Genomic DNA, 21,074 nt, shown 5'->3' with positions numbered 1-21,074 from the left:
ACTTTCCAGTAAGTTCAGAACAAAAGACCTAAAAACCATGTTGGCTTTTAGGTCTAATTAATTTGCTGTATAGTGAAGAAAGATAACAAAAAAAGAGGAGAAGATGCTTTCCTTTTTTATCAGGCCTGCTTTTTTATATAACTCTCCCATGAAGACCTGGCTGCACGGCTCCCTCACGGATCACAATATGGCCGTTAACCAGCACACAGTCAATGCCGACAGGCTCCTGCCGGGGATTCACAAAAGTAGAAGGGCTATCTACCACAGCAGGGTCAAAAATGACGATGTCAGCAAACTTTTCTTTAGCCAGTACACCGCGGTCCTTAATATGAAACGCTGCTGCCGGGAAGCCGCTCATCTTGTAAATCGCCTGCTCCAGGCTGAGCCACTTATTATCGCGTACAAACTCTCCAAGCACCTTGGGATAGGTGCCATACCCGCGTGGATGCGGGCGGCGGCCGACGTAAATGCCATCCGTACTGATCATGTGAAGCGGATGCTTAAATGTTTGTTCCACAAATTTATAACGCTCTTCCGGCCAGTGGTAAATCATAAGCGCTTGCATGTTGGTTTGCAGCAATATTTCACAAATCGCATTAGGCAAGTCCAGATTCATTTCTTCTGCAACTTGTGCCAGGCTCTTGCCCTCCCAGCCCGTAGGCTCTGCAGAGCCTACAGCAGCAAAGCGGACACGGTCAGCAGGAAAAGCCTTCTGCAGTTGATCCGCGTATGCCTCGCGAACGCTCTTCTTGCGAATTTGCTCCATGACATGCTGCGGTGAGCCCAACTGCAAAACCTCTGGCAAGCCCATAAGCAGGTGGGTGCAGCCTGCAGGGTATGGATACATATCGAAGGTGACCCGAATGTCGCGGGTAAGCGCCGAATCGATCTGTGCCGCGGCAGCATCATCGACTGTGAAATGGGAAATATGTACTGGAATATTCGCTTGCTCGGCAATCGCAAACGTCTCACTGCAACCTATTTCCACTTTCTCCGCATAACCCCGCTGATGGGCTACATAGATACCGCCATACTCAGCTGTTACCTTGGACAGACGTACAAGCTCATGCAGATTTGCCCGCCGCATCGGCTCGTATTCCAGTCCGGTACAGAAGGCAAGCGCGCCCGCTTCCATCCATTCCCTGACCATAAGCTCCATACGACCGAGCTCGTCCTCACTTGCTTCTCTGTTCTCCCAGCCCATCACCTCAACGCGGATCGAGCCATGCGGAACCTGAAGTGCCAAGTTCGACGGCAGCTGGCCGCGGTATCGGGAAAGCAGCTTCTCAATAGACATATCTCCGTCCGTCTCAATCCCCTCATCCTCATAAAAAACATGAAGATATGCCGCTTGCTCCTTTAATTTCGCTTCGGTCATTGGAGCCCAAGAGAATCCGTCCGGACTGGCGAGCTGTGTGGTCACTCCCATTTGCAGCGGCGCGAACCGGTCTATGCCCCCAAGCATGGTCAGCTCGGAATGGACGTGCACATCAATGAATCCGGGACAAACCACTTTTCCCGCAGCAAAAATCGTTTGCTTGGCTTCCGCTCCCGCCAGGTCGCCAATCGCTTCAATCCGGTCCCCAATGATACCCACATCCTGGACGCTGCCAGGTGCTCCTGTTCCATCTATCACAAATCCGCTTTTAATCAAAATATCAAACATCATTCAGGCCACCCTCCTCTGATGCTAGCAATTTTTCGTTTCTTCCAGCTATTGGAATAGCTCTTATCCACTATAAATTGTACACGATAGGGCAGTTGAACGCTATAAGCTTTTTAGCAGAAAACGGGGATTAATTAACGCCCCGTCACTCCTCTTTGTCCTCATAGAAACCATGTTGAGCCGCATAATTTCCCCAGTGTGGTTTTCTTCCGTCCACATCCTGAATGCCGTAATCGTCGGATAATCCCCAGCTTGTTAAGGTTTTTCCCGATTTCTCCGCCACCTTCGTATCTGCAGCTAACGCTGCTATACCCCGCCCTATAAAATATGGCGTTTCCGATTCGATATAATGAGGCTCAGTTTGAACCGCATCCCGCCAATTCGCCTCCGTCACCTTAAAATGATCAAGCATCTCCTCAGAGCGCAGGAACCCGGGGGACACAGCCAGCGCTGTAACCCGATGCGGTTTAAGATCTGCAGCCATCGCGGCCGCGAGATGAATAACCGATATTTTGGCAAGACTATAATAGAGGGAACCGCGGTAGCGATAATCAAAGCCGTCGGTAATTTCAATGATCAACCCCTCATTGCGGGCTACCATCAACGGTGCTCCGTAGTAACTAGTAATCATATGTGTATGAACTGCCCGTTCCTGCATCAGCAATCCGTTCGCCAGTGAATGCTCCCAGAATGGCTTATCGAATTCCGTCAGAGACTCCCCGCCCCATATATCATTGACGAGAATATCCAGTTGCCCGTTCTGCTCTTCCTTCACACGCTCGAATAAAGCCTTCACTTCTTCCTCCACACTATGATCTACCCTGATGGAGATCCCCTTGCCGCCACGCGCTGTCACCATCTCGGCTGTCTCATCAATCGTCTCTGACCGGTTCATGCTCGAAGGATTGCCACGCACGCTGCGGCCTGTGCAATATACGGTTGCTCCTGCTTCCCCCAGCATGACCGCAATTCCCCGTCCCGCTCCACGAGTCGCTCCAGCTACTAACGCCACCTTACCTTCTAATGGTTTCATTATATATCCGCTCCTATCAGCATTAATTTATGAGTCTATATTAGTTTACCCCAACATATATGACAGCTAATGACATATTAGTGTGATAAACTAAAAGCATCCATTTCAAATCCAGCTTCAAGGAGGGATCGCCTTTGCGGGCAGACCGCTTACTGTCTATATTATTGCTGCTGCAAAATCACGGGCGCCTGTCATCCAGGCAGCTTGCAGAGAAATTAGAGGTTTCCGAGAGGACCATTCATCGAGATATGGAAGCGCTAAGCGCTTCTGGCATTCCGGTGTATGCCGAGCGCGGCTCAAATGGAGGCTGGGCTTTGACAGAAGGCTACCGCACCGATTTGACGGGGATGAAGGCCGGAGAAATTCAAGCCCTTCTGCTCATTCGCTCCTCCAGCCTGCTCAGCGATCTGGGCATGGGTGCCGACTTCGAGGCCGCCTTTCAGAAGCTGCTCGCAGCATCGCCTGCCACCGTGCAGAAGGACGCCGAATATGTCAGGCAGCGCCTTCATGTCGATGGCGCAGGCTGGCATCAGTCAAACGAATCGCTGCCCCACTTGGCAGCCGTGCAGGAAGCCGTCTGGGAGCAGCGTAAATTATCCATACATTACAAGCGGGATGGAGCTGTTGTGCAGCGCATTGTCCATCCTTTGGGCCTAGTGGCCAAACGCAGCGTCTGGTATTTAGTGGCAGCTGTTTACGGGAAAATCCGTGAAATTGGAGAAATCGCGGAAAGCGGAGAAATCGCGAAGATTGAGGGGATTGTGGGGGTTGTGGAGATCGAGGGGATTGAGGAAATGCGCACCTATCGGATCTCCCGTCTGCTTGATGCCCAAATGCTGGAGGAAACATTCACCCCTCCTGCTGATTTCGATCTGGCCCAGTATTGGGGGCAATCCACGGAGCAATTCAAATCTAAGCTGCCGCGCTATCCAGCCCACCTGCGGCTAAGTGAGAAGCTTCTGCCGCGCATAGCCCAAGAGCGCTATATCCGGGTGCTGCACACTTATCCTGCGGAAAACGGACTCATTGAAGCCGAAGTTGAATTCCATACGCTGGAATCTGCCTGCGAAATGCTGCTGGGCTTTGGCCCGCTTGCAGAAGCGCTGGCACCTGCAGAGCTGCGGGACCGGGTTATATCTGAAGCCAGGGCTATTATGGCTTTGTATCGTAAAGAGAACTGAGCCTCTTATCAGATTGACACTTTTGTCCAAGTGAAGAGTTGAAGGGAATTGAGGCGTATTTCCGTCAACTTTAACGATGTTTTTCATCGCTAACTCTCCGGGGGCGCACCAAATACTTATTTTAACAATGAAAAACATCGTTAAAATCTCTTTTTACCGTCCAGAGAGGCCCTCAATCCTCATTTAGCGATGAAAAACATCATTAACGTGACATATTGACCTGGAAACACTAACTTAACGATGAAAATTTCGTTAAGTGAAGCAAACACTACCAAACGGAGGAGTCCGATGAGACAGCCACCAGACCTCTGGTTTCTGAGGGAAAGGGATAGTGACAATAATGAAAATTTGGACTTCTTTATAGCTTTCCAGTAACTTCAAACAAAAAAAGCACCCATCGGGTGCCCAGCCTAGCGTAACAACAACTTGCTTTCTTAAAAATCTTCAGTGTAGCAGCACTCTTATCTCTGCACTCTTATTTGATGCGCAGCTGCTCGCCCACAAATAAAATGTCCGCCTTCAGCTTTTCCGCCGCGAGAGCATAGTCTTTCTGCTCCAAAGCTTTTAATATGGAGGAGTGGGACTCAATATCCATGCTGGAAATAATGGTTTTCCAACGATTCCAGTAATATTGCGCATACGCTCTGGATAGCATACCCAGTATTTTCTCAAGCATTTCGTACATCAATGGATTATCGGCAAAGCTGATCAACAGAAGGTGAAATTTATTGTTGTAGTTCCAATGGGTCCATACATCCACCGATATCCGGCTTCGGTCGTGCTCCTCGTTATGTCTTCTAAGGATATCAATTTTCTCTTCGTTCAAATGTGGTATCGTCTTCTCAAATGCCGACAGCTCCAGTAATTGTCTGACTTCAATCGCATCCAGTATACTTTTGGCATCCAGCTGCACGATCCGATAGCCGTATCTTGGCATGCTTTCCAGCACTTTTTCATTACAAAGCTCCACCAAAGCCTCTCGAACCGGCGATTTGCTCACATTAAACATTTCGATCAATTTTTTTTCCGTAAGTACACTGTCAACTGAGAAGTTCCCTGCTGTAATTTCCGTAATGATTTTGCTACGGATTTCATCCTTTAATGACGTTTTTGCTTTCATGATAACCTCTGCACTATATTATTTTGTGTAATTCGGCTTCAATACGAGTATTAAAGAACGCTTTGCCCCATTATACTATAACATCATCATCAATGCCTTAACCTTTTACAGCACCGCTTGAGAGTCCTGCAACCTGATATCTTTGAAAAATGAAATACAGCAGCATAATAGGAATAACTGCCATGGAAGTACCAGCCATAATCACAGGCCACGGTGTAGACAAGCCCTCACTTACAGGCAGAAGGGATATCGAAACCATTAAAGTAAACTTTTCCTTCGTGCGTAAAAAAATCAGCGGCCAAAAGAAATCATTCCATCTGGCAATCACCGTAAGGGCTGCCCAGGAAGCGAGAGCCGGTTTAATAATCGGTAAAATGATGCTGCGGTACGTCCTGAAATCAGAACAGCCATCCATCTTCGCAGATTCCAGAATCTCTGTCGGTACAGCCATAATGTACTGTCTCATATAGAAAATACCTACTGCCGTGGCCGCTTTAGGAATAATAAGAGACCAAAGGCTGTTGATCAGCTCCAGCTTGCGCATAATGATAAAAAGAGGAACGATCCCAACCTCCAAAGGGATTAGCATGGTGGCAATAACTACGTAAAACAAAACATTCCTGCCAGGAAACTGAAATTTAGCAAAAGCAAAGCCGGCAAGCGAACAGAAGAACAGCGTGCTTACCATACCGACCAATGTGGTGAAAACACTATTCCAGGCATTATGCCAAAAAGGCATAAGCTTGAAAATGCTCGCAAAATTTTGCCAAGTTGGATGGGAAGTATACATCGCACCGAAGCCGGCTACGCTTTCAGTGACGGGCTTCAAGGAAATACCCATCATCCAGATAACCGGAAAAATGGAAAAGACAGCGATCACAATTAACCCTATATAAACAAATAAACTGGAGATTTTCATTTTTGGTTTGGCTTGTATCATTGGCATCCGCCCCCTGGTCAACATGTATTAGACCTCACCCTGTTTTCTCATAAGAACGAACTGCAGGATCGACAGTACGAACAAGATCATCGTCAGTACATAACCAATTGCAGCGGCGTATCCGAATTTAAAAAGAATAAAACTATTTTCATACATATATTGAAACATGGAGATGTTGGAAGTACTTGGACCTTTTAAAATAAAGGGCTCTGTGAAAATGTTCCAGGAATCTACCGTCAATATGATAAAGCAGAAAAATAAGATGCTGCCGAGAGACGGCAATGTTATTTTGAAAAACTGCTGCAAGCTATTCGCTCCATCTATTCTTGCAGATTCATAGTAATCTTCAGGGATACTCAGAAGACCGGATAAAATAATCATCGTAAACCAGGGTGTGTTGCGCCAAACGTTGAGCACAATGACCGGAATTTTGGATAAAGATATGCTTGTCATCCATTCCACAGGCGCCGCTCCAAAAAAACCAAACAGCTCATTGATAATGCCGGCATTATAATCAAACATCATTTTGAAAATCAGGCCCATGGCAACAGCCGCACATACATAAGGGAAAAAGGTCACACTTTTAAAGAAGGTTTTGGCCCGCAGCTTTCTATAATTTAAGAGTACAGAAATCAGAAGCGCCAGGGGAATGATCAGCAAGATAGCGGAAACCCAATAAATAAACGTATTTTTTACAGCATCCCAAAACATGTAGTCATGGTACAAAGTAACGTAGTTCTTCATTCCGACCTGCTTGGCTTCTCCCATCCCGTTCCATTCCGTAAAGCTAATAAAAAAGGACCAAACCATCGGAAACAGCTGAAATACAATAAATAGTAAAAAAAATGGCGATATAAACAGATACGGATTCCGATACTTTTTGAATGCCCTCATGAATTTATTGGCCGTCATCATACCCCACCCTTACTCAAAAGTATTCCATTAACCGTACTATAACCAATAAGCCTTGTACAGATCGAAACATCCATACAAAGCTTATTTGGTTTTACTGCATTATTGATTCGGAGTCGCTTTTCCGATTTTCGCTTTCAGGTTTTTCCCCATACTGGCGATGGCTTCGTCCATCGTTTGTGCACCAGCAACGAATTTCTCGATTTCGGAGGAAATAATCTTGTCCGCTTCAGCATCGGAAGTCGTGATGCGGAGGTTTTCCGCGCCATTGGCAAGACCTGCTCCTTCCATTTCTCTGAACGATTGACCGCCATAGAATGGAGAAGGCTGTTTCCAGAATGCATCAGCAAGCAGATCCTTTGTAATCGGATTTGCATATGGAGCGTTCTGTGATTCCATGGATTCTGTCCATGTTTGCCTTTCTTTAGCATCAAAATGGAAATCATACCAGATCTTCTTGAACAGCTCGGCATATTTAGCATCCGGCTTATTGATCAAGCTGAACATGCTAGTTACCGGAGCTCCACGCTTGCCAATTTCTTTATAAGCAGGTGCAGGCATAACTCTCCAGTTTCCTGACATATCGGATACATTCTTTCTTAAGAATTCATCCCAGAATGCGCCAATACCATAGGTCGCAACTTCACCGTTACGGGTTGCATCATAAAGTGGCGGCTGCATAATGGCACTCTTCAGAACCAGATTCTCTTTAACCAGTGTTTCAATGGTCTGGAATGCCATCTTGGCACCCGGGTCTGTATCGATTACGACATTCCCCGCATCGTCCCAAATCTTGGCGTTAGCTTGAGGCATAAAGCCTCTACGTCCAAAATATCTCCATGTGTTGGCACCTGGATCAATATAAGTAAGGAACACTTTGCCGCCGCTAGCTTCCTTAAGCTTGCGTCCAACTTCCAAATAACCTTCAACCGTGTCCATTTCAGCTGGATCAATGTTATATTTATCGAATATTTCTTTGTTGTAGAACATAAGCTGCGGTCTTACTGCATCTGGCAATCCGTAGATTTTGCCTTTGTATTTCAGTTGATTCAAAGCCCCATCAACCAGCTTGTCCTCAAGCGGCTGCAGGAATTCGGTCAAGTCCATCAAAATGCCGCCTTCAGCCATATCGATCATGCTTACTGGAGCCGTTTGAATCACGTCAGGCATATCATCATAAGCACCTGAAGCATAGGATGTTACTACCTTCTGACGGGCATCAGCCTCGCCTTCAGTTTGGATAATTTCGATTTTCACGTCCGGGGCAATTTCCTTGTTGCGCTCCAGCCAGTTGTTATAGAACTCACCTAGAAATTGCGGCTGTCCATAACCATAAATGACCAGCTTGCCAGCGGGAAAAGCCTTGTTGGCATTATCAGTTGCGCCGGCGGCTGGTGATCCTGCCGGTGTCTCGGTCGTTTTCTTGTCTCCACTGCCACAGCCTGTCATCAGAATGGCCATAGCTAACGCGCAAACACCGAGCATAAATAACGTCTTTTTCCTCATTCATTTCACTCCCCTTTTTTTATCAAAACAGGTTCACTGTTTCGTACTTCCTATATATCGGTATTAATGTTATTTTTTATTATATTTTTCTACAGCTTCCACAGCAGTTTTTATTTTAGCGTAAGATATTTCAGTTGGCAGCGTGCAATCAGCACCCAAAATAAATTTCTTTGAGCCCATTTGATCGAGGATGGAGTAGACAGCCTGTTCGATTTCCTCATCCGTTCCATTAACCAGAACACCGCTTCTGTCATCCAATCCACCGATTACTGCGCTGTCTGGAAACAGCTTTTTACCTTCTAGCAGTGTCAGGTTATTATCATGCACGGCCCAGTTGACTACATCCGGCTTATAATCCTTGTATCTTTGGAAATTTATTTGCTCTTTACACATATGTAATACATTAAATGCGCTTGCACTTTGTGCAGCTTCTAGAATCATCAGGTCGTTTGGCTTAATATGCGCTTCGAATTCCTCATCCGTAAATAAGCTCGATTCCCCGCCAAGAGCAGCATAATAAATCCCTTGAGCTCCTGCATCCAGACAAGCTTTGGTAAATTCAGCGACTCCCTCAGATACATGACGGAAAGCATCGGAAACAATCTGCGTTTCCTCTCTAAGATGAGTGGACAACATAGTACGCAGCGTTTCGTATCCATCTCCGCCTCCCCTTGCATGAAATGCGGAAGCGACAGTCCCGTGAATCGTCGTAATCACAACAGCCTCATCGCCAAGCTTATCCATAATTCTCTTGATGATATCCAATTGGTCGAGCACAAATTTGTCCTTCATGTTAATCGGACGCACATATTGCCAATCCGTTGCTTTGTTAATCTGATGTGTGCAAGGGACCAGATTTTCATTCATTATTTTCACGATGTCTGTATTCGTTTGCTTGAAAAAATCTACATGTGCTTGAACAGACTGGTCTCCGTTATGACTGTCTTTAGGAAAATGCAGCCAGAATCCCACTGGTACCCGATCCACTTGCTCTCCTCTTATTGCAGCAAAAACTCGTTCCTTTTTATTCAAAACAGCACCCCCGAATCGAATGATTGACAAGTTGATGATATCAGTAGTATTATCAGCCTGTCAATATGTTTTCTTCAGATACGATCATCTACAATCCGAATGTCATCATTGCTATTTAATAGGAAAGAAGGACACCGATTATGCGAACGGACTGGAGCATGGATACCCGCATTATTCATTCGTCACAATCACCCGATCCCTTGACTGGAGCCATTTCTGAAGCATTAATTCCTGCAGTAGCCTATGCGTTCCCCAATGCTGAAACAGCCGCAGCTGTGGTCGCGGGAGATCAAGAAGGCATCTATTATGGCCGATATGGAAATCCGACTTTAAGGGTATTAGAGCAGAAAGTCGCTGAACTTGAGGGCGGCGAAGATGCTTTGGGAGTCAGCAGCGGGATGGCCGCTATATCCATAGCCTTGTTAGCGTTTTTGAAGCATGGGGATCATGTTTTGGTGACCAAGGATGTTTATGGGGGAACCTACAGTTTCCTGACATCGCTTGCACCAAGGTTTGGCATAGAATTTGATTTTGTAGATTGCACAAACTTAGAGGAAGTAAAGCTTTCCGTAAAAGCGAACACAAAAGCGCTATATATTGAGACACCGTCGAATCCATGCCTTACAGTTTTGGACATTCAACAGCTCAGTACGATATGTAAGCAATTTCAAATACCCATGATTGTTGATAACACATTTATGACGCCTTATTTGCAGCAGCCTCTTCTACTCGGAGCTGATGTAGTTGTACATAGCGCTACCAAATACCTTAACGGTCACGGCGACGTGGTTGCAGGAATCATAGTCGGTAAAAAACATCAAATAGACTTTATGCGCAAAAAAATAATGGGTGATCTGGGCCAAAACTTGAATGCGTGGGAATCATTCCTGATTTTGAGAGGCCTCAAAACAATGGGGCTCCGCGTCCAAAGACATTGCAGCAGTGCGCAGCAAATTGCCGAGTTTCTGGATGCCCAGCCCTCTATTCGACGGGTGAACTATCCGGGGCTTCCTTCTCATCCGCAACACAGCCTGGCCAAAAAGCAAATGAAAGCGATGGGCGGCATAGTTTCTTTCGAGGTCGAAGGCGGGCTCATGGCGGGCAAACAATTTATCAACTCGCTGAAGCTGGCCATGATATCGTTCAGCCTGGGTGATCCCGAAACGCTGGTGCAGCACCCCGCCTCGATGACGCATTCTTCCATTCCTGCAGGAGAGAGACTGAAGTTCGGCATTAGCGACGGATTAATCCGCCTCTCCGTAGGGCTTGAAGACCCTGCCGATATTATTCGTGATTTAGCGCAGGGCTTGAGCGCAATTACACCGCAAATGCTTAATGAGACAAGAGTCATATAAAAAGACGCCTTTGGGGGCTTCCTTTGAGGCGTATGTTCGTGGCTTAGGTGCGTGGCAGAGGGAAAGGCTGTGGGCTCCCGCCGCTGTTAAAGATTTGTTCCCTTGAATGGATTAGATGTGGGGGTGGGAACAAATCTTTAAAGGCGGACGCTACCGCTCTTCCTCCCACAGCCCTTCCCTCTCTCAGCTACAATCGCACGAAAACCAGTCGCATGAAATCCAAGCTCAAACGAACAGCCAACAAAAGTTTTCTCTGATTGGAGGAGATTTTCTAGCGGCCAAAGGTGCTAAGGATAAAGAGATGAAAGGAGCATGTGCTTTTGCGATGAAAAACATCGCTAAAGCACATGCTCTTTTCCACAACCTTACTTTAACCATGAAAAACATCGTTAAAATACCTTTTTACCACCCACAGAGGCCATCCGTCATCTTTTAACGATGAAAATCATCACTAACGTGACAGTTTGCCCTGGAAACGCTCCTTTAATGATCAAAAACATCGTTAAGTGCACGCTCAATTCGGGGTAGACAAGCTGCTCCTATCGTTCCTCATCCCACACCTTTCCCTCTCAGCAACAATCGCACGAACATGCCACACACAAACGGAATCTCAGCAGAAACGGCTTTCCTGAGGGAAATAACTTAGACTTTCACAAAAAAATAGACGCCTTGCGGGCGTCATTTGAGATGCATGTTTCGTGGCTTGAGTGCTGTTCATACGTGGGCGCAGGAATGGATAGATAGATGGATAGAAGGAGTGAAGGAGTGAATGAAGGACTGTGCAGCAGGGCCGTTGTCAAAGACTTGTTCCTTGAAGGCGGACGCTACGTTTTTCGTCTTCCCCTTCCTAGTCATCGTTACATTTAGATAACATCGCTGGAGCCCAGTATGCGGGCCAGCACACTTATGGACGTAAAGGTTACGGACATGAGTTCCGCTATTTTACCATTTATCTCTTTTTAGCGAGAGTTACGGACATAGGTTCCGTTATTTGCTCTAAATCTATGATTTTGGTGCGGTTTCAGCATTAATAACGGCTTTCATGTCCGTAAGCTCCGCAAAAACCTCTGTATTTCTAAAATAACGGATCTGATGTCCGTAAAGATCCGTAAAGATCCGCACCGTTTAACATCAGAATACTTCCAAGCCTACCGGTTTTGCATCTAGATAGTCGATTTACGCAGCATTAAGTAAGACAATAGTGCACATACAATTGTGACCGGAATCGTACATAAGGAGAGCTGGAACGCTGTCTGCTTGCTAACAAAATTGAAGAGCTCCAGCCACCAGCCATAGAAATTACCAACAAACCCAATGATGGTTAATAGCAGGAAGATAGCTATGAAGAAAGTAAAGACGCCGCTCTTTCCAAACCTCCGGTACATGCTTGATATGATAAATCCAGTGAAAAAGAAACACAGCATAAGTGCAAAGTACAGGATAAACTGCTCAATTCGGGAGCCATCATTCACATAAGGCAAGCTAAAAAAGTGTAAATTCACGCCCCACCTTCCCGTCCATCCTTCCACAAGTGAAAGCAGCAGAAGTGCAATCGCCGAAAACGCGCTAAACAAGACGGCAATTAAAGTAACTCCAAAAAAGAAATCCTTTCTCCTCACACTAAACCCGAGAGCAAATGGAAACATTTGAACAGGCGTAATGATACCTATAACCATCAAAAATATAAATAACGAGATTATCCCTCCGGTATACATCGGTTGTTCTCCACCAAGAAAGTACCCTATAATTAAATTCACAGTGAAACTTGAAAACATAATGATCCATGGGAGAATCATCCAATTAAACTTATCTATCGTGTGCATTCTTACTACACTCATCGTACGGTTCATCTGGCATCTACCGCCTTTCTATCCGCTTTCCCATTTGTCAGATGGACAATTAACTGCTGCAAGGATACGGGAGCGATTTCCAATCCGAGCTCCTGAGCTTCCTTCTTGTCCCGGGCGTCTAAATGTCCCATAACCGTTATAGACACTAATCCTCCAAAAGACTCGCGATCAATAACTGTTCTTCCTTCTGTAAAAGCCTCAACTGCAGACGATAAGCCCACTACCGTAAATGCCCGGCCCCTCAGCACCTCAGCATCCTCATTGATAATCAGCTTTCCGTTATCGATGACCATTACATGCTCCAGAATACGGCTCACCTCATCAATAAGGTGTGTAGATAGAAGGACTGTTCGTGGATGCAGTGCATAATCTTCAATTAACCGGTCGTAGAACAGCCCTCTGGCCACAGCATCTAGACCCAAATAAGGCTCATCAAAAATCGTAAGCGGAGCTCTACTAGCTAAGCCGACAACAATGCCCACAGCTGAAAGCATCCCTCTGGATAACTTTTTTACTTTCCGCTTCAACGGGAGCCTGAAATCCTCCAACAGCAGATTGGCAAAACCAGCATCCCAATTGGGGAAGAGCATCGCGGCCACCTTCAGCACATCAATAATCCGATAATTATCCGGATACTTCTGGCTTTCCTTGATAAAGCATATTTGACTCAGCACACGGTTGTTTTCATAGGGCTCTTCGCCGAACACCTTCATCTCCCCACTTGTCGCAAACAGCTGTGCCGTGAGTATGTGCATGATTGTCGTTTTACCTGCCCCGTTTCTTCCAAGAAGTCCGTAAATTTTGTCCGCTTCCAGTGAAAAAGTTACCTCATGAATCGCCGTTACGTTTCCGTAAGACTTCGTCAACCGACTGACTTCTACGACTTTGCTCATCTCGATTTATCCCCTCTCCGAATCATATCCGTCAACTGATCAGCTGTGATCCCAAGCTTTGCTGCCTCTTGAATCATAGTCACAACATACTGTTCGAAAAATTGCTCTCTCCGCTTTTCCACCAATTGCGCACGCGCTCCTGCAGCCACAAACATGCCAATCCCTCGCTTTTTATATAAAATACCTTGATCTACAAGCAGGTTCACGCCTTTAGCCGCCGTCGCCGGATTGATCTTGTAAAAGGCCGCGAACTGGTTTGTCGAAGGGACCTGCGATTCCTCAGGCAGTCCGCCTTCCATAATATCCTCTTCTATTCTTTCAGCAATCTGCAAGAAAATCGGACGACTGTCATCTATCAAGAACCCCATTACCTCACCACCAAACTGGTTAATTACTCATGTAACTAACTATATAAGCTCCGATGATTTTTGTCAATAAGAAAAATGCCTTGCGGGACTGTTGACAAATTACCTTTTTGACGAAATTGACGTTTGAGAGCCCGCATAAACACTGGGAATCTAAAAGTCCTTTTTCGTAAAATTGGCTTTTGTCAACAGTCCCTTGCGGCGTCCTTTGAGGTGCGTGTTCATGTCATTGGTGCATTACGGAGGGAATGGCTGTGGGCTCCAGCCGCTGTTAAAGATTTGTTCCCTGAATGGAATGGATGTGGAGGTTGGAACAAATCTTTAAAGGCGGACGCTATCACTCTTCCTCCCACATCCCTTCCCTCTCTTTAGCTACAATCGCACGAACACCAAGCTCAAACGGATAGCCAGCAAGCATCAGTAGCAGCCGATTGGTTCCTGAGCAAAAGGGATAGTGGCTATAATGAAAATTTGGGCCTCCTTACAGGCTTCATTATTCGAATTTTCAAAATATAACATCACATCGCAGCGTTACCACAATAAAGTATCCTAACATTTTCCTCCACACATTTTTACCCTCTTTCCAGATCCTACAACACAAAACAAAACAACAAAAAACCCGCCCAATGAAGACGGGCGAGAGTCATAATTTAATGTATGTTGCTCTTATCCATAAAGCATAAAGAAGTTAACGTCATGTCCTAACTGCTTCATGTAATTATAAAGCTGGGAGCGATGATGGAACGAATGCGTGACGATTTCAATCAGCCACTTGATTTGCACCATGCCATGCTCCAGGTAGAACGCCTTTGTTGACTTATTCAGCAGCTCATCTTCATCCAGCGATAGGATATACTGCTTTAACGCGTCAACATTTTCCCTAAGCCGCTGTACCAGCTGCTCTGGATCTGTTAGATGCTGCGCACTGTTTTCAACCTGTTCGACCTCAGGCTGTGTTTTCTCCTGCATAATCGCCAAATCCGAAGCAGGAATCGCAATTAGATGATGAACCAGCTGCAGCAAAGTCCGCATGCCCTCCTGCGGCTGATAGTTCCACTCTGCTGCCTGTATCCGGCTTATTAAAGCCCCGCTCGTACGGGCAGCCAGCTCAAGCTCGTCCAATAAATGATCCCTAATTTGCATTACACCACTCATACATCCACCTCTTTTTTCATCATATTTCCCATGAACTTTTCACCATGATCCTTCACCTTATCGCCTAAGCTGCTTTCATTATAACTTATTCCATCCTACAAAGGATTGTATAAATCGGACATCCCCTGATATTCTGCCACCGCCACTAGGGGTGAATCTCCATAGTACCTTTTAAATTCACGAATGAAATGGGCTTGGTCAAAAAAGCCGCAATCCAGAGCAAGCGTCTGCCAATTCAGCTTCTGGCTCAAACGTAAGTGAATCTGGCTAAGCGCAGTCTGGAAACGAACAATTTCACTAAACTTCTTGGGACTCTTACCAATCCATTGATCAAACTTCCGATTCATATGACGGGGGCTAATCCCTTCAGACTTAGCCAACTCATGCACGCTCAACGTTCCACCCGACATAAATATCGGGTAAAGCAAATTTTTCATCAGATCATCATTGACCTGCCGGCTCGAATCCAGCATAGAAAGCAAGAAATACTCCAGGCTTTGAATTTTGCTGCTCACCGATTTCGTTTCGAAAATTTGCTCTCCGAGTTCTCCTGCGATTCCCGGCCAAACCAGTTCCAGGTCAAGATGCTGGTTCGTAAATTCGATAAGAGCTGTTTGCAGAAAGAAGTAAGCTCCACCTGGGAAAAACCGGACAGCAAACCTGCGAATCGGACGCTGCTCATCATAAGCTATAGCAAATGGCTGATCAAACATGCCACAATAGCGAACTTGATACCTATCCGCAATGATATCATGCTCAAAAATAATATCACTGCATCCATCCGGCAAAACCCGATCTATCGGCTTATGGTCATTAAAGAAAAGGACCTCAGAAGCATGCCGCGGCTCAGAAGTCCAATAGCAGGAGACATACGGCTTCAGCAAAGGAGTGGGCATCCATTCCGCATAACTGTGAGATGCCACCCTTCCATTTGCCTGTGTTGGACGAAACAGCGAATTCAATCTCGCATCCATAGGCGCCTCCAGGTATAACTAAAGAATTTTTTTACCCATAATATGATTAAGCGGAATAAAACCAATTACTCGGCTATCCTCGCTATGATTACGGTTATCCCCCATTACGAAAATATGATTATCGGGTACCGTCCATTTGTTATCCTGCCCAGCACGCATAGGTTCATTGATATACGGCTCCTCTAGAGCCTCACCATTGCGGTAAACCGTATGCTCCTTGATCTCCAGAACATCTCCTGGCTTTCCTATAACCCTTTTCACATAAAAAGTACGGTCTTCTTTAGTATCTTTGAAAATTTGGAATAAGGGATGCTCCATAAAATCGTCTTTAAAAGTACGCTCTCTGTCAACACGACTGTCCACGATTACGATATCACCATAGTCCGGCAAATAAGAAAAGGTATGCGAAAGCTTCGACACATAGACTCTTTCCTCGTCATGCAGGGTAGGATCCATAGAGTGACCGTCCACCTTATAGGGCTGGAATATAAAAATCCCAATAAACAGAGCAATAGCAAAGGCGATTCCAAACGAACCCACCCAGCCTCCTACTCCTTTAAATGTTTTCATCATGGCTGTTACCTCTCACATTCGAAATTTTAGCTCCACAATGAAATTGTACCACAAACGAAACCCTACTTAAAACTTCTGACCAGGGTCAGCAACCACTTGCCTATATGATATCCTTCAGCTGCTTGCGGCTGTGAGCATCCAAGGCGCGAACGTTTGGAATCTCGCAGCGCTTCCCGTTCATATCCGTCAGGATGACACGACTGTCACCAGGAAAAAGCATATGCTCATGAAGATTGCGCATCGTTAGCCGGGTAGGACCGAGATTCGTCTGTAACTCCCATACCCACATCTCGGATTTCTGCTTAACACTATCTACCCGGGTAACCTGCGGGGCAAAATATCGCATGCTCAGCTCCTTCTCCAGCTCGCTGCGGCTTTCTTCATCCAGCTGCTCCTGCTCGACAATGACGCCCAACTCCTCGCCTTTCAAGTTCCGCACAGAAATATACTTCGTCAAATAGGTATAAGGGAACGCCCTGCAGACGACCAGCTCCTCGTAAGCTGTACTGCCAATAACTCCTTTAAAGACGCCTCCCGCTCCCCGGCAAAACGATACATGGTCTGGACTCAGGACATTAATTTCATACGGATCATTAACACTCATTTCCCTGTATCCCCCTAATTTCGGAAAGCTGCTTCTGGGCTTCCACCAGCTTGAAGTAGATTCCTTCTTTGCCGAGCAACTCTTCGTGTGTCCCCATCTCCATGATTTTTCCCCGCTCCAGCACGATAAGCCGGGCGGCATTGCGTAAAGTCGAAAGCCTATGGGCTATGGCGAACGTCGTGCGCCCTTTGACAAGACGCGATATCGCCTCCTGGATTTGCCGCTCTGTCTCTGTATCGACTGAGGCAGTGGCCTCATCGAGAATTAGAATTCTGGGATCGTGGATAATCGCCCGTGCAATAGAAATCCGCTGCTTCTCCCCTCCAGACAGCCGATGACCACGTTCACCAACGCGTGTATCGTAGCCGTCCGCCATGCTGACGATAAAATCATGCGCATTCGCAATTTTCGCCGCACGCATAATTTCAAGAGGCGTCGCATCCGGCTTGGAATATGCAATGTTCTCAGCCACAGTCCCATCAAACAGGAAGGTTTCCTGCAGAACAACGCCAATCTGACTGCGAAGATCCTCCTGACTGATGCTGCGCAAGTCGATCCCATCAATCGAAATGCTTCCTTCATTCGGATCATAAAAGCGGCAAAGCATATTAATAAAAGTAGACTTCCCTGCTCCAGAATGCCCGACCAGACCGATCATTTCCCCTGCGGCTACGGTAAGGTTCACATTCTTAAGAACGGGCTGATGCTTCTCATATCCATAAGTAACCTGGTCGAAAACGACATCACCTTTAATACTTGGCAGCTCTACAGGATTCGGCGAATCCGGCACTTCCGACCGGGTATCGATAATCTCAAACACGCGATCTGCCGAAGACAGCGCACTGTTAGCCCAGTTGATCGCTTGGCTGAACCACTGCAGCGGCCCAAGAAACATACCCAGATAAGCAATAAGTGCCATCAGGACGCCGAGCGTCATCGTTCCTTGAAGCACAGACTGACCACCATAAAACCAAACTAACAAAATGCTTACTCCAGCAATAAGGGAGAACACGGGGAAAATCCCCTGCCACATACCGTCGACACGGATGTTCTGCTTCATGACCTCTTTATTAGCTTCGGAGTATCGGTTTTTCTCTGAAGATTCCTGACCGAACGCTTTGACGACCCTAATGCCAGATAAGGAATCACCCACTAATACATTTATGCGAAAAATCGAACGCCACTGCCGGTACCAGCGTGCACGGATGATCGGCCAGATGGTCATCGACAGGATGAGCATAAAGGGCACTGGCACCATGGCCAGAAGCGTCAGCTTCCAATTCATGTTAGCCATTACGATCATAATGGCGACCAGCTTTAACACCTCACCGGTGATCCAAATGATCCCGTCAGTTAGAAACTGCCGCATCGATTCCGAATCACTGTTCACACGACCGATAAACTGCGAGGTCTGCCTGCGGTCGAAGAAAGCCAGCGACAAGCCCATTAGCTTATTGTAAATGTCGCGGCGGATATCACTCATTAATTTCGCTCCGATCCATACGCCGATATAACCGCGTATGGTTTGCATCATCGAGAGTACGACCGCAGTTGCTGCGAGACCAAGCACAAGCCACATCAGGGACTCGCCCATATTTTTGGGCTGGAGCACCTCATCCACGATAACCTTCGTAAGATACGGAGGAATCAATTCAATCAAGGTGGCGACTATAAGCATAAGCGCCGCTCCCACCATCTGCAGCTTGTAAGGCTTGGCATAGCTCAGCATCCGGATAATAATTTTACCTTTGGGCTTGCATACAGGGCATGACTGTGTGCCTTCGGCAAGCTGCATGCTGCAGGAAGGACAAAAACGTGGAAACTCTTTTTCCGTTGCAGCCGGTCGTTCCTCCCCCTTCGCTATGGCTGCCAGCAGCTTCGCTGCAAAGCTGAACATTGCTGAAAGTGCTGCCGTATATCTCGCAAGCACAACGGGTCCAGCCTTCGTATCAGCGATAAATGAACCGCCCCCAATAGCGCCTACTGCCCTGGCATCAACCACATCCTCCATGGTTAATGTACACAGCGGCGAGCCCTCTGCCGACCATACCAGAACCTTCTTCTCTGTAATAGCCAGCCACAGCTCGCCAAATTTACCATCCTCCTGCAGATCAGATTTAGCAGTAAATAACGGTTCCTCTGAAAGCGTTTCCTGCAGATGCACTGGAAGTCGATCAAAAATAGACAACCTGGCTCTCCCCCTGACGGTAAGTTCTATACACTAAATTCTATACACTATCATAATGAATTTGAGGCAATTTATTCCATATAATTTTCAACTATAATCATTCTCGCTTCTAATAACAAGTACTTTTTTAACATTGAGTAATAGTACATTACAACACCTAGGAGAGCGCGAAGGAAGCCTTAACGGTGAAGGTGAAATCGTGGGTGGCGTGAGCGTGAATGGGAAGGTGGGGTGAGCGAGAGGTCGAAGTGCATGAGGGGAAACCAACATGGTGGCTTCCCCTCTAACTGACGTTTTTCATTTAAATCCGAAATACGCTTTGGCATTGCCATAACATATGGCTTGAACGATCGCTCCCATGAGCTCCATATCATTGGGGGCCTCTCCATTTTCGACCCACTCACCGATCAAGCTGCATAGGATTCTCCTAAAGTACTCATGTCTCGTGTACGACAGAAAGCTGCGGGAATCTGTGAGCATACCGACAAACCGGCTAAGAAGACCTAGATTCGCCAGTGTCTTTAACTGGTCGAGCATGCCTTCCTTCGTATCATTAAACCACCATGCCGAGCCAAATTGAATTTTACCAGCAATGCCATCGCCCTGAAAGCTTCCGATAATTGAGCCCAGAACCTCATTATCCTTCGAATTAAGTGAATATAAAATCGTTTTGGGCAGTTCACCACTGCTATCCAATCCATCCAACAGCCTGACCAGTGGACTAGCAATGGAACCGTCTTGAATGGAATCATAGCCTGTGTCTGCACCAATCTTGCCAAACATCCGGGAATTATTGTTTCTGTGAGCGTGAATATGCAGCTGCATGACCCACCCTAGCTCGGAATAAAGCTTGCCGAGAAAAGTGAGTGTGAATGTTTTGTAGGCATACTCTTCTTCTATGCTGATCATACCGCCCTTTAGGGCCTTTGCAAAAATAGCCGCAGCTTCCTCTTTCGTAGACTCCACATAACCCAGCTCATCCAGAGCATGGTCCGATACTCGCCCTCCGACAGCATGGAAAAACCGCACACGCGCTTCAAGAGCAGCCAATAGCTGATCATAGTCTTCAATTTTATGACCATATACCTGCTCAAGCTTGGCTACCCAATCCACAAAACCACGGCGATTGATCTCCAGCCCTTTGTCAGGTCTAAAGCTAGGAAGCACCGCGGTATCGAAATTTTCAAGCGTTTTTATTTTCAAATGATACTCCAGGGTGTCTGTGGGGTCATCCGTCGTACAAATGACTTTCACATTAGATTTGACGATAAAATCCCTCGCCCCATAGCCTTCACTATTCAGCTGAGCATTGACTTTCTTCCAGATTAACGGAGCAGTCTTCTCATGAATCGTATCATAAACCCCAAAAAATCGCTGCAGCTCCAAATGGGACCAGTGATAAAGCGGATTGCCGATCGTCATCGGCACCGTTCTGGCCCACGCCAGGAAGCGCTCATAATCACTGACGTCTTCGCCCCCGGTCACATATTTTTCTGCCACGCCATTAGCTCTCATCACCCGCCATTTGTAATGATCGCCGTACAGCCAAGCTTCCGTGATCGTCTTGAACGATTTATTCTCATAAATCTCCTTTGGACTTAAGTGACAGTGGTAATCTATGATCGGCATTTCCCTTGCAAATTGCTCATACAGCTTAACAGCCGTTTGATTTTCAAGCAGAAACTGCTCATCCATGAACGATTTCATAGGTCCGTTACTCCCCTCAT

19 protein-coding genes are annotated in these 21,074 nt (G+C 46.4%); 3 read left to right on the top strand and 16 right to left on the bottom strand.

The window, feature by feature from the left end:
• Positions 1-133: 133 nt before the first annotated feature.
• On the bottom strand, positions 134-1,669 hold the full coding sequence (locus tag J2Z66_RS10860) for an N-acyl-D-amino-acid deacylase family protein (RefSeq protein ID WP_209971400.1): 1,536 nt from the start codon (positions 1,667-1,669) through the stop codon (positions 134-136).
• A 142-nt stretch (positions 1,670-1,811) separates the two neighbouring features.
• The gene (locus tag J2Z66_RS10855) at positions 1,812-2,699 is read right to left on the bottom strand and encodes an SDR family oxidoreductase (protein ID WP_209971399.1); all 888 of its coding nucleotides are present in this window, start codon (positions 2,697-2,699) and stop codon (positions 1,812-1,814) included.
• A 134-nt stretch (positions 2,700-2,833) separates the two neighbouring features.
• On the opposite strand from J2Z66_RS10855, the gene J2Z66_RS10850 reads away from it, so the two are divergent.
• Positions 2,834-3,880: a helix-turn-helix transcriptional regulator gene (locus tag J2Z66_RS10850; RefSeq protein ID WP_209971398.1), complete on the top strand. Its 1,047-nt coding sequence runs from the start codon at positions 2,834-2,836 to the stop codon at positions 3,878-3,880.
• Positions 3,881-4,355: 475 nt separating this feature from the next.
• Here J2Z66_RS10850 and J2Z66_RS10845 read toward each other — a convergent pair whose 3' ends face one another.
• From J2Z66_RS10845 to J2Z66_RS10825, 5 genes are all read right to left on the bottom strand, one after another.
• Complete coding sequence (locus J2Z66_RS10845) at positions 4,356-5,000, bottom strand: GntR family transcriptional regulator (RefSeq protein WP_209971397.1); 645 nt, start codon at positions 4,998-5,000, stop codon at positions 4,356-4,358.
• 97 nt (positions 5,001-5,097) lie between these two features.
• The gene (locus tag J2Z66_RS10840) at positions 5,098-5,940 is read right to left on the bottom strand and encodes a carbohydrate ABC transporter permease (RefSeq protein WP_209971396.1); all 843 of its coding nucleotides are present in this window, start codon (positions 5,938-5,940) and stop codon (positions 5,098-5,100) included.
• A gap of 27 nt (positions 5,941-5,967) precedes the next feature.
• On the bottom strand, positions 5,968-6,852 hold the full coding sequence (locus tag J2Z66_RS10835) for a carbohydrate ABC transporter permease (RefSeq protein WP_209971395.1): 885 nt from the start codon (positions 6,850-6,852) through the stop codon (positions 5,968-5,970).
• A 102-nt stretch (positions 6,853-6,954) separates the two neighbouring features.
• Positions 6,955-8,358, bottom strand: a complete 1,404-nt coding sequence (locus tag J2Z66_RS10830) for an ABC transporter substrate-binding protein (protein ID WP_209971394.1) — start codon at positions 8,356-8,358, stop codon at positions 6,955-6,957.
• Between the two features lie 69 nt (positions 8,359-8,427).
• A complete protein-coding gene (locus tag J2Z66_RS10825; RefSeq protein ID WP_209971393.1) occupies positions 8,428-9,390 on the bottom strand; it encodes a uroporphyrinogen decarboxylase family protein in 963 nt (320 codons plus the stop codon).
• Between the two features lie 140 nt (positions 9,391-9,530).
• Between J2Z66_RS10825 and J2Z66_RS10820 the strand changes: the two genes are divergently transcribed.
• On the top strand, positions 9,531-10,745 hold the full coding sequence (locus tag J2Z66_RS10820; RefSeq protein ID WP_209971392.1) for a trans-sulfuration enzyme family protein: 1,215 nt from the start codon (positions 9,531-9,533) through the stop codon (positions 10,743-10,745).
• 115 nt (positions 10,746-10,860) lie between these two features.
• Positions 10,861-11,181 (top strand): hypothetical protein, encoded by a 321-nt coding sequence (locus J2Z66_RS10815; protein WP_209971391.1) that lies wholly within the window; start codon positions 10,861-10,863, stop codon positions 11,179-11,181.
• Positions 11,182-11,908: 727 nt separating this feature from the next.
• Here the strand turns inward: J2Z66_RS10815 and J2Z66_RS10810 are convergent.
• From J2Z66_RS10810 to uxaC, 9 genes are all read right to left on the bottom strand, one after another.
• A complete protein-coding gene (locus tag J2Z66_RS10810; RefSeq protein WP_209971390.1) occupies positions 11,909-12,595 on the bottom strand; it encodes a hypothetical protein in 687 nt (228 codons plus the stop codon).
• Positions 12,592-13,488: an ABC transporter ATP-binding protein gene (locus tag J2Z66_RS10805; RefSeq protein WP_209971389.1), complete on the bottom strand. Its 897-nt coding sequence runs from the start codon at positions 13,486-13,488 to the stop codon at positions 12,592-12,594. Before J2Z66_RS10805 ends, J2Z66_RS10810 begins: the two co-directional genes overlap by 4 nt.
• Positions 13,485-13,856, bottom strand: a complete 372-nt coding sequence (locus J2Z66_RS10800) for a GntR family transcriptional regulator (protein ID WP_209971388.1) — start codon at positions 13,854-13,856, stop codon at positions 13,485-13,487. The genes J2Z66_RS10805 and J2Z66_RS10800 overlap by 4 nt, the downstream gene beginning before the upstream one ends.
• Positions 13,857-14,519: 663 nt before the next feature.
• Entirely contained in the window at positions 14,520-15,008 is a 489-nt protein-coding gene (locus tag J2Z66_RS10795) for a DinB family protein (protein ID WP_209971387.1), read from the bottom strand.
• Between the two features lie 95 nt (positions 15,009-15,103).
• Entirely contained in the window at positions 15,104-15,982 is an 879-nt protein-coding gene (locus tag J2Z66_RS10790; RefSeq protein ID WP_209971386.1) for a helix-turn-helix domain-containing protein, read from the bottom strand.
• An 18-nt stretch (positions 15,983-16,000) separates the two neighbouring features.
• Entirely contained in the window at positions 16,001-16,552 is a 552-nt protein-coding gene (gene lepB / locus J2Z66_RS10785; RefSeq protein ID WP_209971440.1) for a signal peptidase I, read from the bottom strand.
• Positions 16,553-16,655: 103 nt separating this feature from the next.
• Positions 16,656-17,159, bottom strand: coding sequence for a DUF1854 domain-containing protein (locus tag J2Z66_RS10780; RefSeq protein ID WP_209971385.1), 504 nt, complete (start codon positions 17,157-17,159; stop codon positions 16,656-16,658).
• Positions 17,149-19,347 carry an ABC transporter ATP-binding protein gene (locus J2Z66_RS10775; protein ID WP_209971384.1) on the bottom strand — a complete coding sequence of 733 codons (2,199 nt, stop codon included), beginning with the start codon at positions 19,345-19,347 and terminating at the stop codon, positions 17,149-17,151. The genes J2Z66_RS10780 and J2Z66_RS10775 overlap by 11 nt, the downstream gene beginning before the upstream one ends.
• Positions 19,348-19,644: 297 nt before the next feature.
• Positions 19,645-21,054 carry a glucuronate isomerase gene (uxaC, locus tag J2Z66_RS10770; RefSeq protein WP_209971383.1) on the bottom strand — a complete coding sequence of 470 codons (1,410 nt, stop codon included), beginning with the start codon at positions 21,052-21,054 and terminating at the stop codon, positions 19,645-19,647.
• Positions 21,055-21,074: the final 20 nt, after the last annotated feature.

This window comes from Paenibacillus eucommiae (assembly GCF_017874215.1).
Classification (GTDB): domain Bacteria; phylum Bacillota; class Bacilli; order Paenibacillales; family NBRC-103111; genus Paenibacillus_AI; species Paenibacillus_AI eucommiae.
Note: the sequence above shows the minus strand (reverse complement) of the source record. Positions and strands in the feature narration are given on the sequence as shown.

What these genes read in the sequence shown, in the direction of transcription:
- J2Z66_RS10860 (WP_209971400.1), bottom strand. Translation starts at nt 1,669, where the DNA reads ATGATGTTTGATATTTTGATTAAAAGCGGATTTGTGATAGATGGAACA.
- J2Z66_RS10855 (WP_209971399.1), bottom strand. Translation starts at nt 2,699, where the DNA reads ATGAAACCATTAGAAGGTAAGGTGGCGTTAGTAGCTGGAGCGACTCGT.
- J2Z66_RS10845 (WP_209971397.1), bottom strand. Translation starts at nt 5,000, where the DNA reads ATGAAAGCAAAAACGTCATTAAAGGATGAAATCCGTAGCAAAATCATT.
- J2Z66_RS10840 (WP_209971396.1), bottom strand. Translation starts at nt 5,940, where the DNA reads ATGATACAAGCCAAACCAAAAATGAAAATCTCCAGTTTATTTGTTTAT.
- J2Z66_RS10835 (WP_209971395.1), bottom strand. Translation starts at nt 6,852, where the DNA reads ATGACGGCCAATAAATTCATGAGGGCATTCAAAAAGTATCGGAATCCG.
- J2Z66_RS10830 (WP_209971394.1), bottom strand. Translation starts at nt 8,358, where the DNA reads ATGAGGAAAAAGACGTTATTTATGCTCGGTGTTTGCGCGTTAGCTATG.
- J2Z66_RS10820 (WP_209971392.1), top strand. Translation starts at nt 9,531, where the DNA reads ATGCGAACGGACTGGAGCATGGATACCCGCATTATTCATTCGTCACAA.
- J2Z66_RS10815 (WP_209971391.1), top strand. Translation starts at nt 10,861, where the DNA reads ATGTGGGGGTGGGAACAAATCTTTAAAGGCGGACGCTACCGCTCTTCC.
- J2Z66_RS10810 (WP_209971390.1), bottom strand. Translation starts at nt 12,595, where the DNA reads ATGAACCGTACGATGAGTGTAGTAAGAATGCACACGATAGATAAGTTT.
- J2Z66_RS10805 (WP_209971389.1), bottom strand. Translation starts at nt 13,488, where the DNA reads ATGAGCAAAGTCGTAGAAGTCAGTCGGTTGACGAAGTCTTACGGAAAC.
- J2Z66_RS10800 (WP_209971388.1), bottom strand. Translation starts at nt 13,856, where the DNA reads ATGGGGTTCTTGATAGATGACAGTCGTCCGATTTTCTTGCAGATTGCT.
- J2Z66_RS10795 (WP_209971387.1), bottom strand. Translation starts at nt 15,008, where the DNA reads ATGAGTGGTGTAATGCAAATTAGGGATCATTTATTGGACGAGCTTGAG.
- J2Z66_RS10790 (WP_209971386.1), bottom strand. Translation starts at nt 15,982, where the DNA reads ATGGATGCGAGATTGAATTCGCTGTTTCGTCCAACACAGGCAAATGGA.
- lepB (WP_209971440.1), bottom strand. Translation starts at nt 16,552, where the DNA reads ATGAAAACATTTAAAGGAGTAGGAGGCTGGGTGGGTTCGTTTGGAATC.
- J2Z66_RS10780 (WP_209971385.1), bottom strand. Translation starts at nt 17,159, where the DNA reads ATGAGTGTTAATGATCCGTATGAAATTAATGTCCTGAGTCCAGACCAT.
- uxaC (WP_209971383.1), bottom strand. Translation starts at nt 21,054, where the DNA reads ATGAAATCGTTCATGGATGAGCAGTTTCTGCTTGAAAATCAAACGGCT.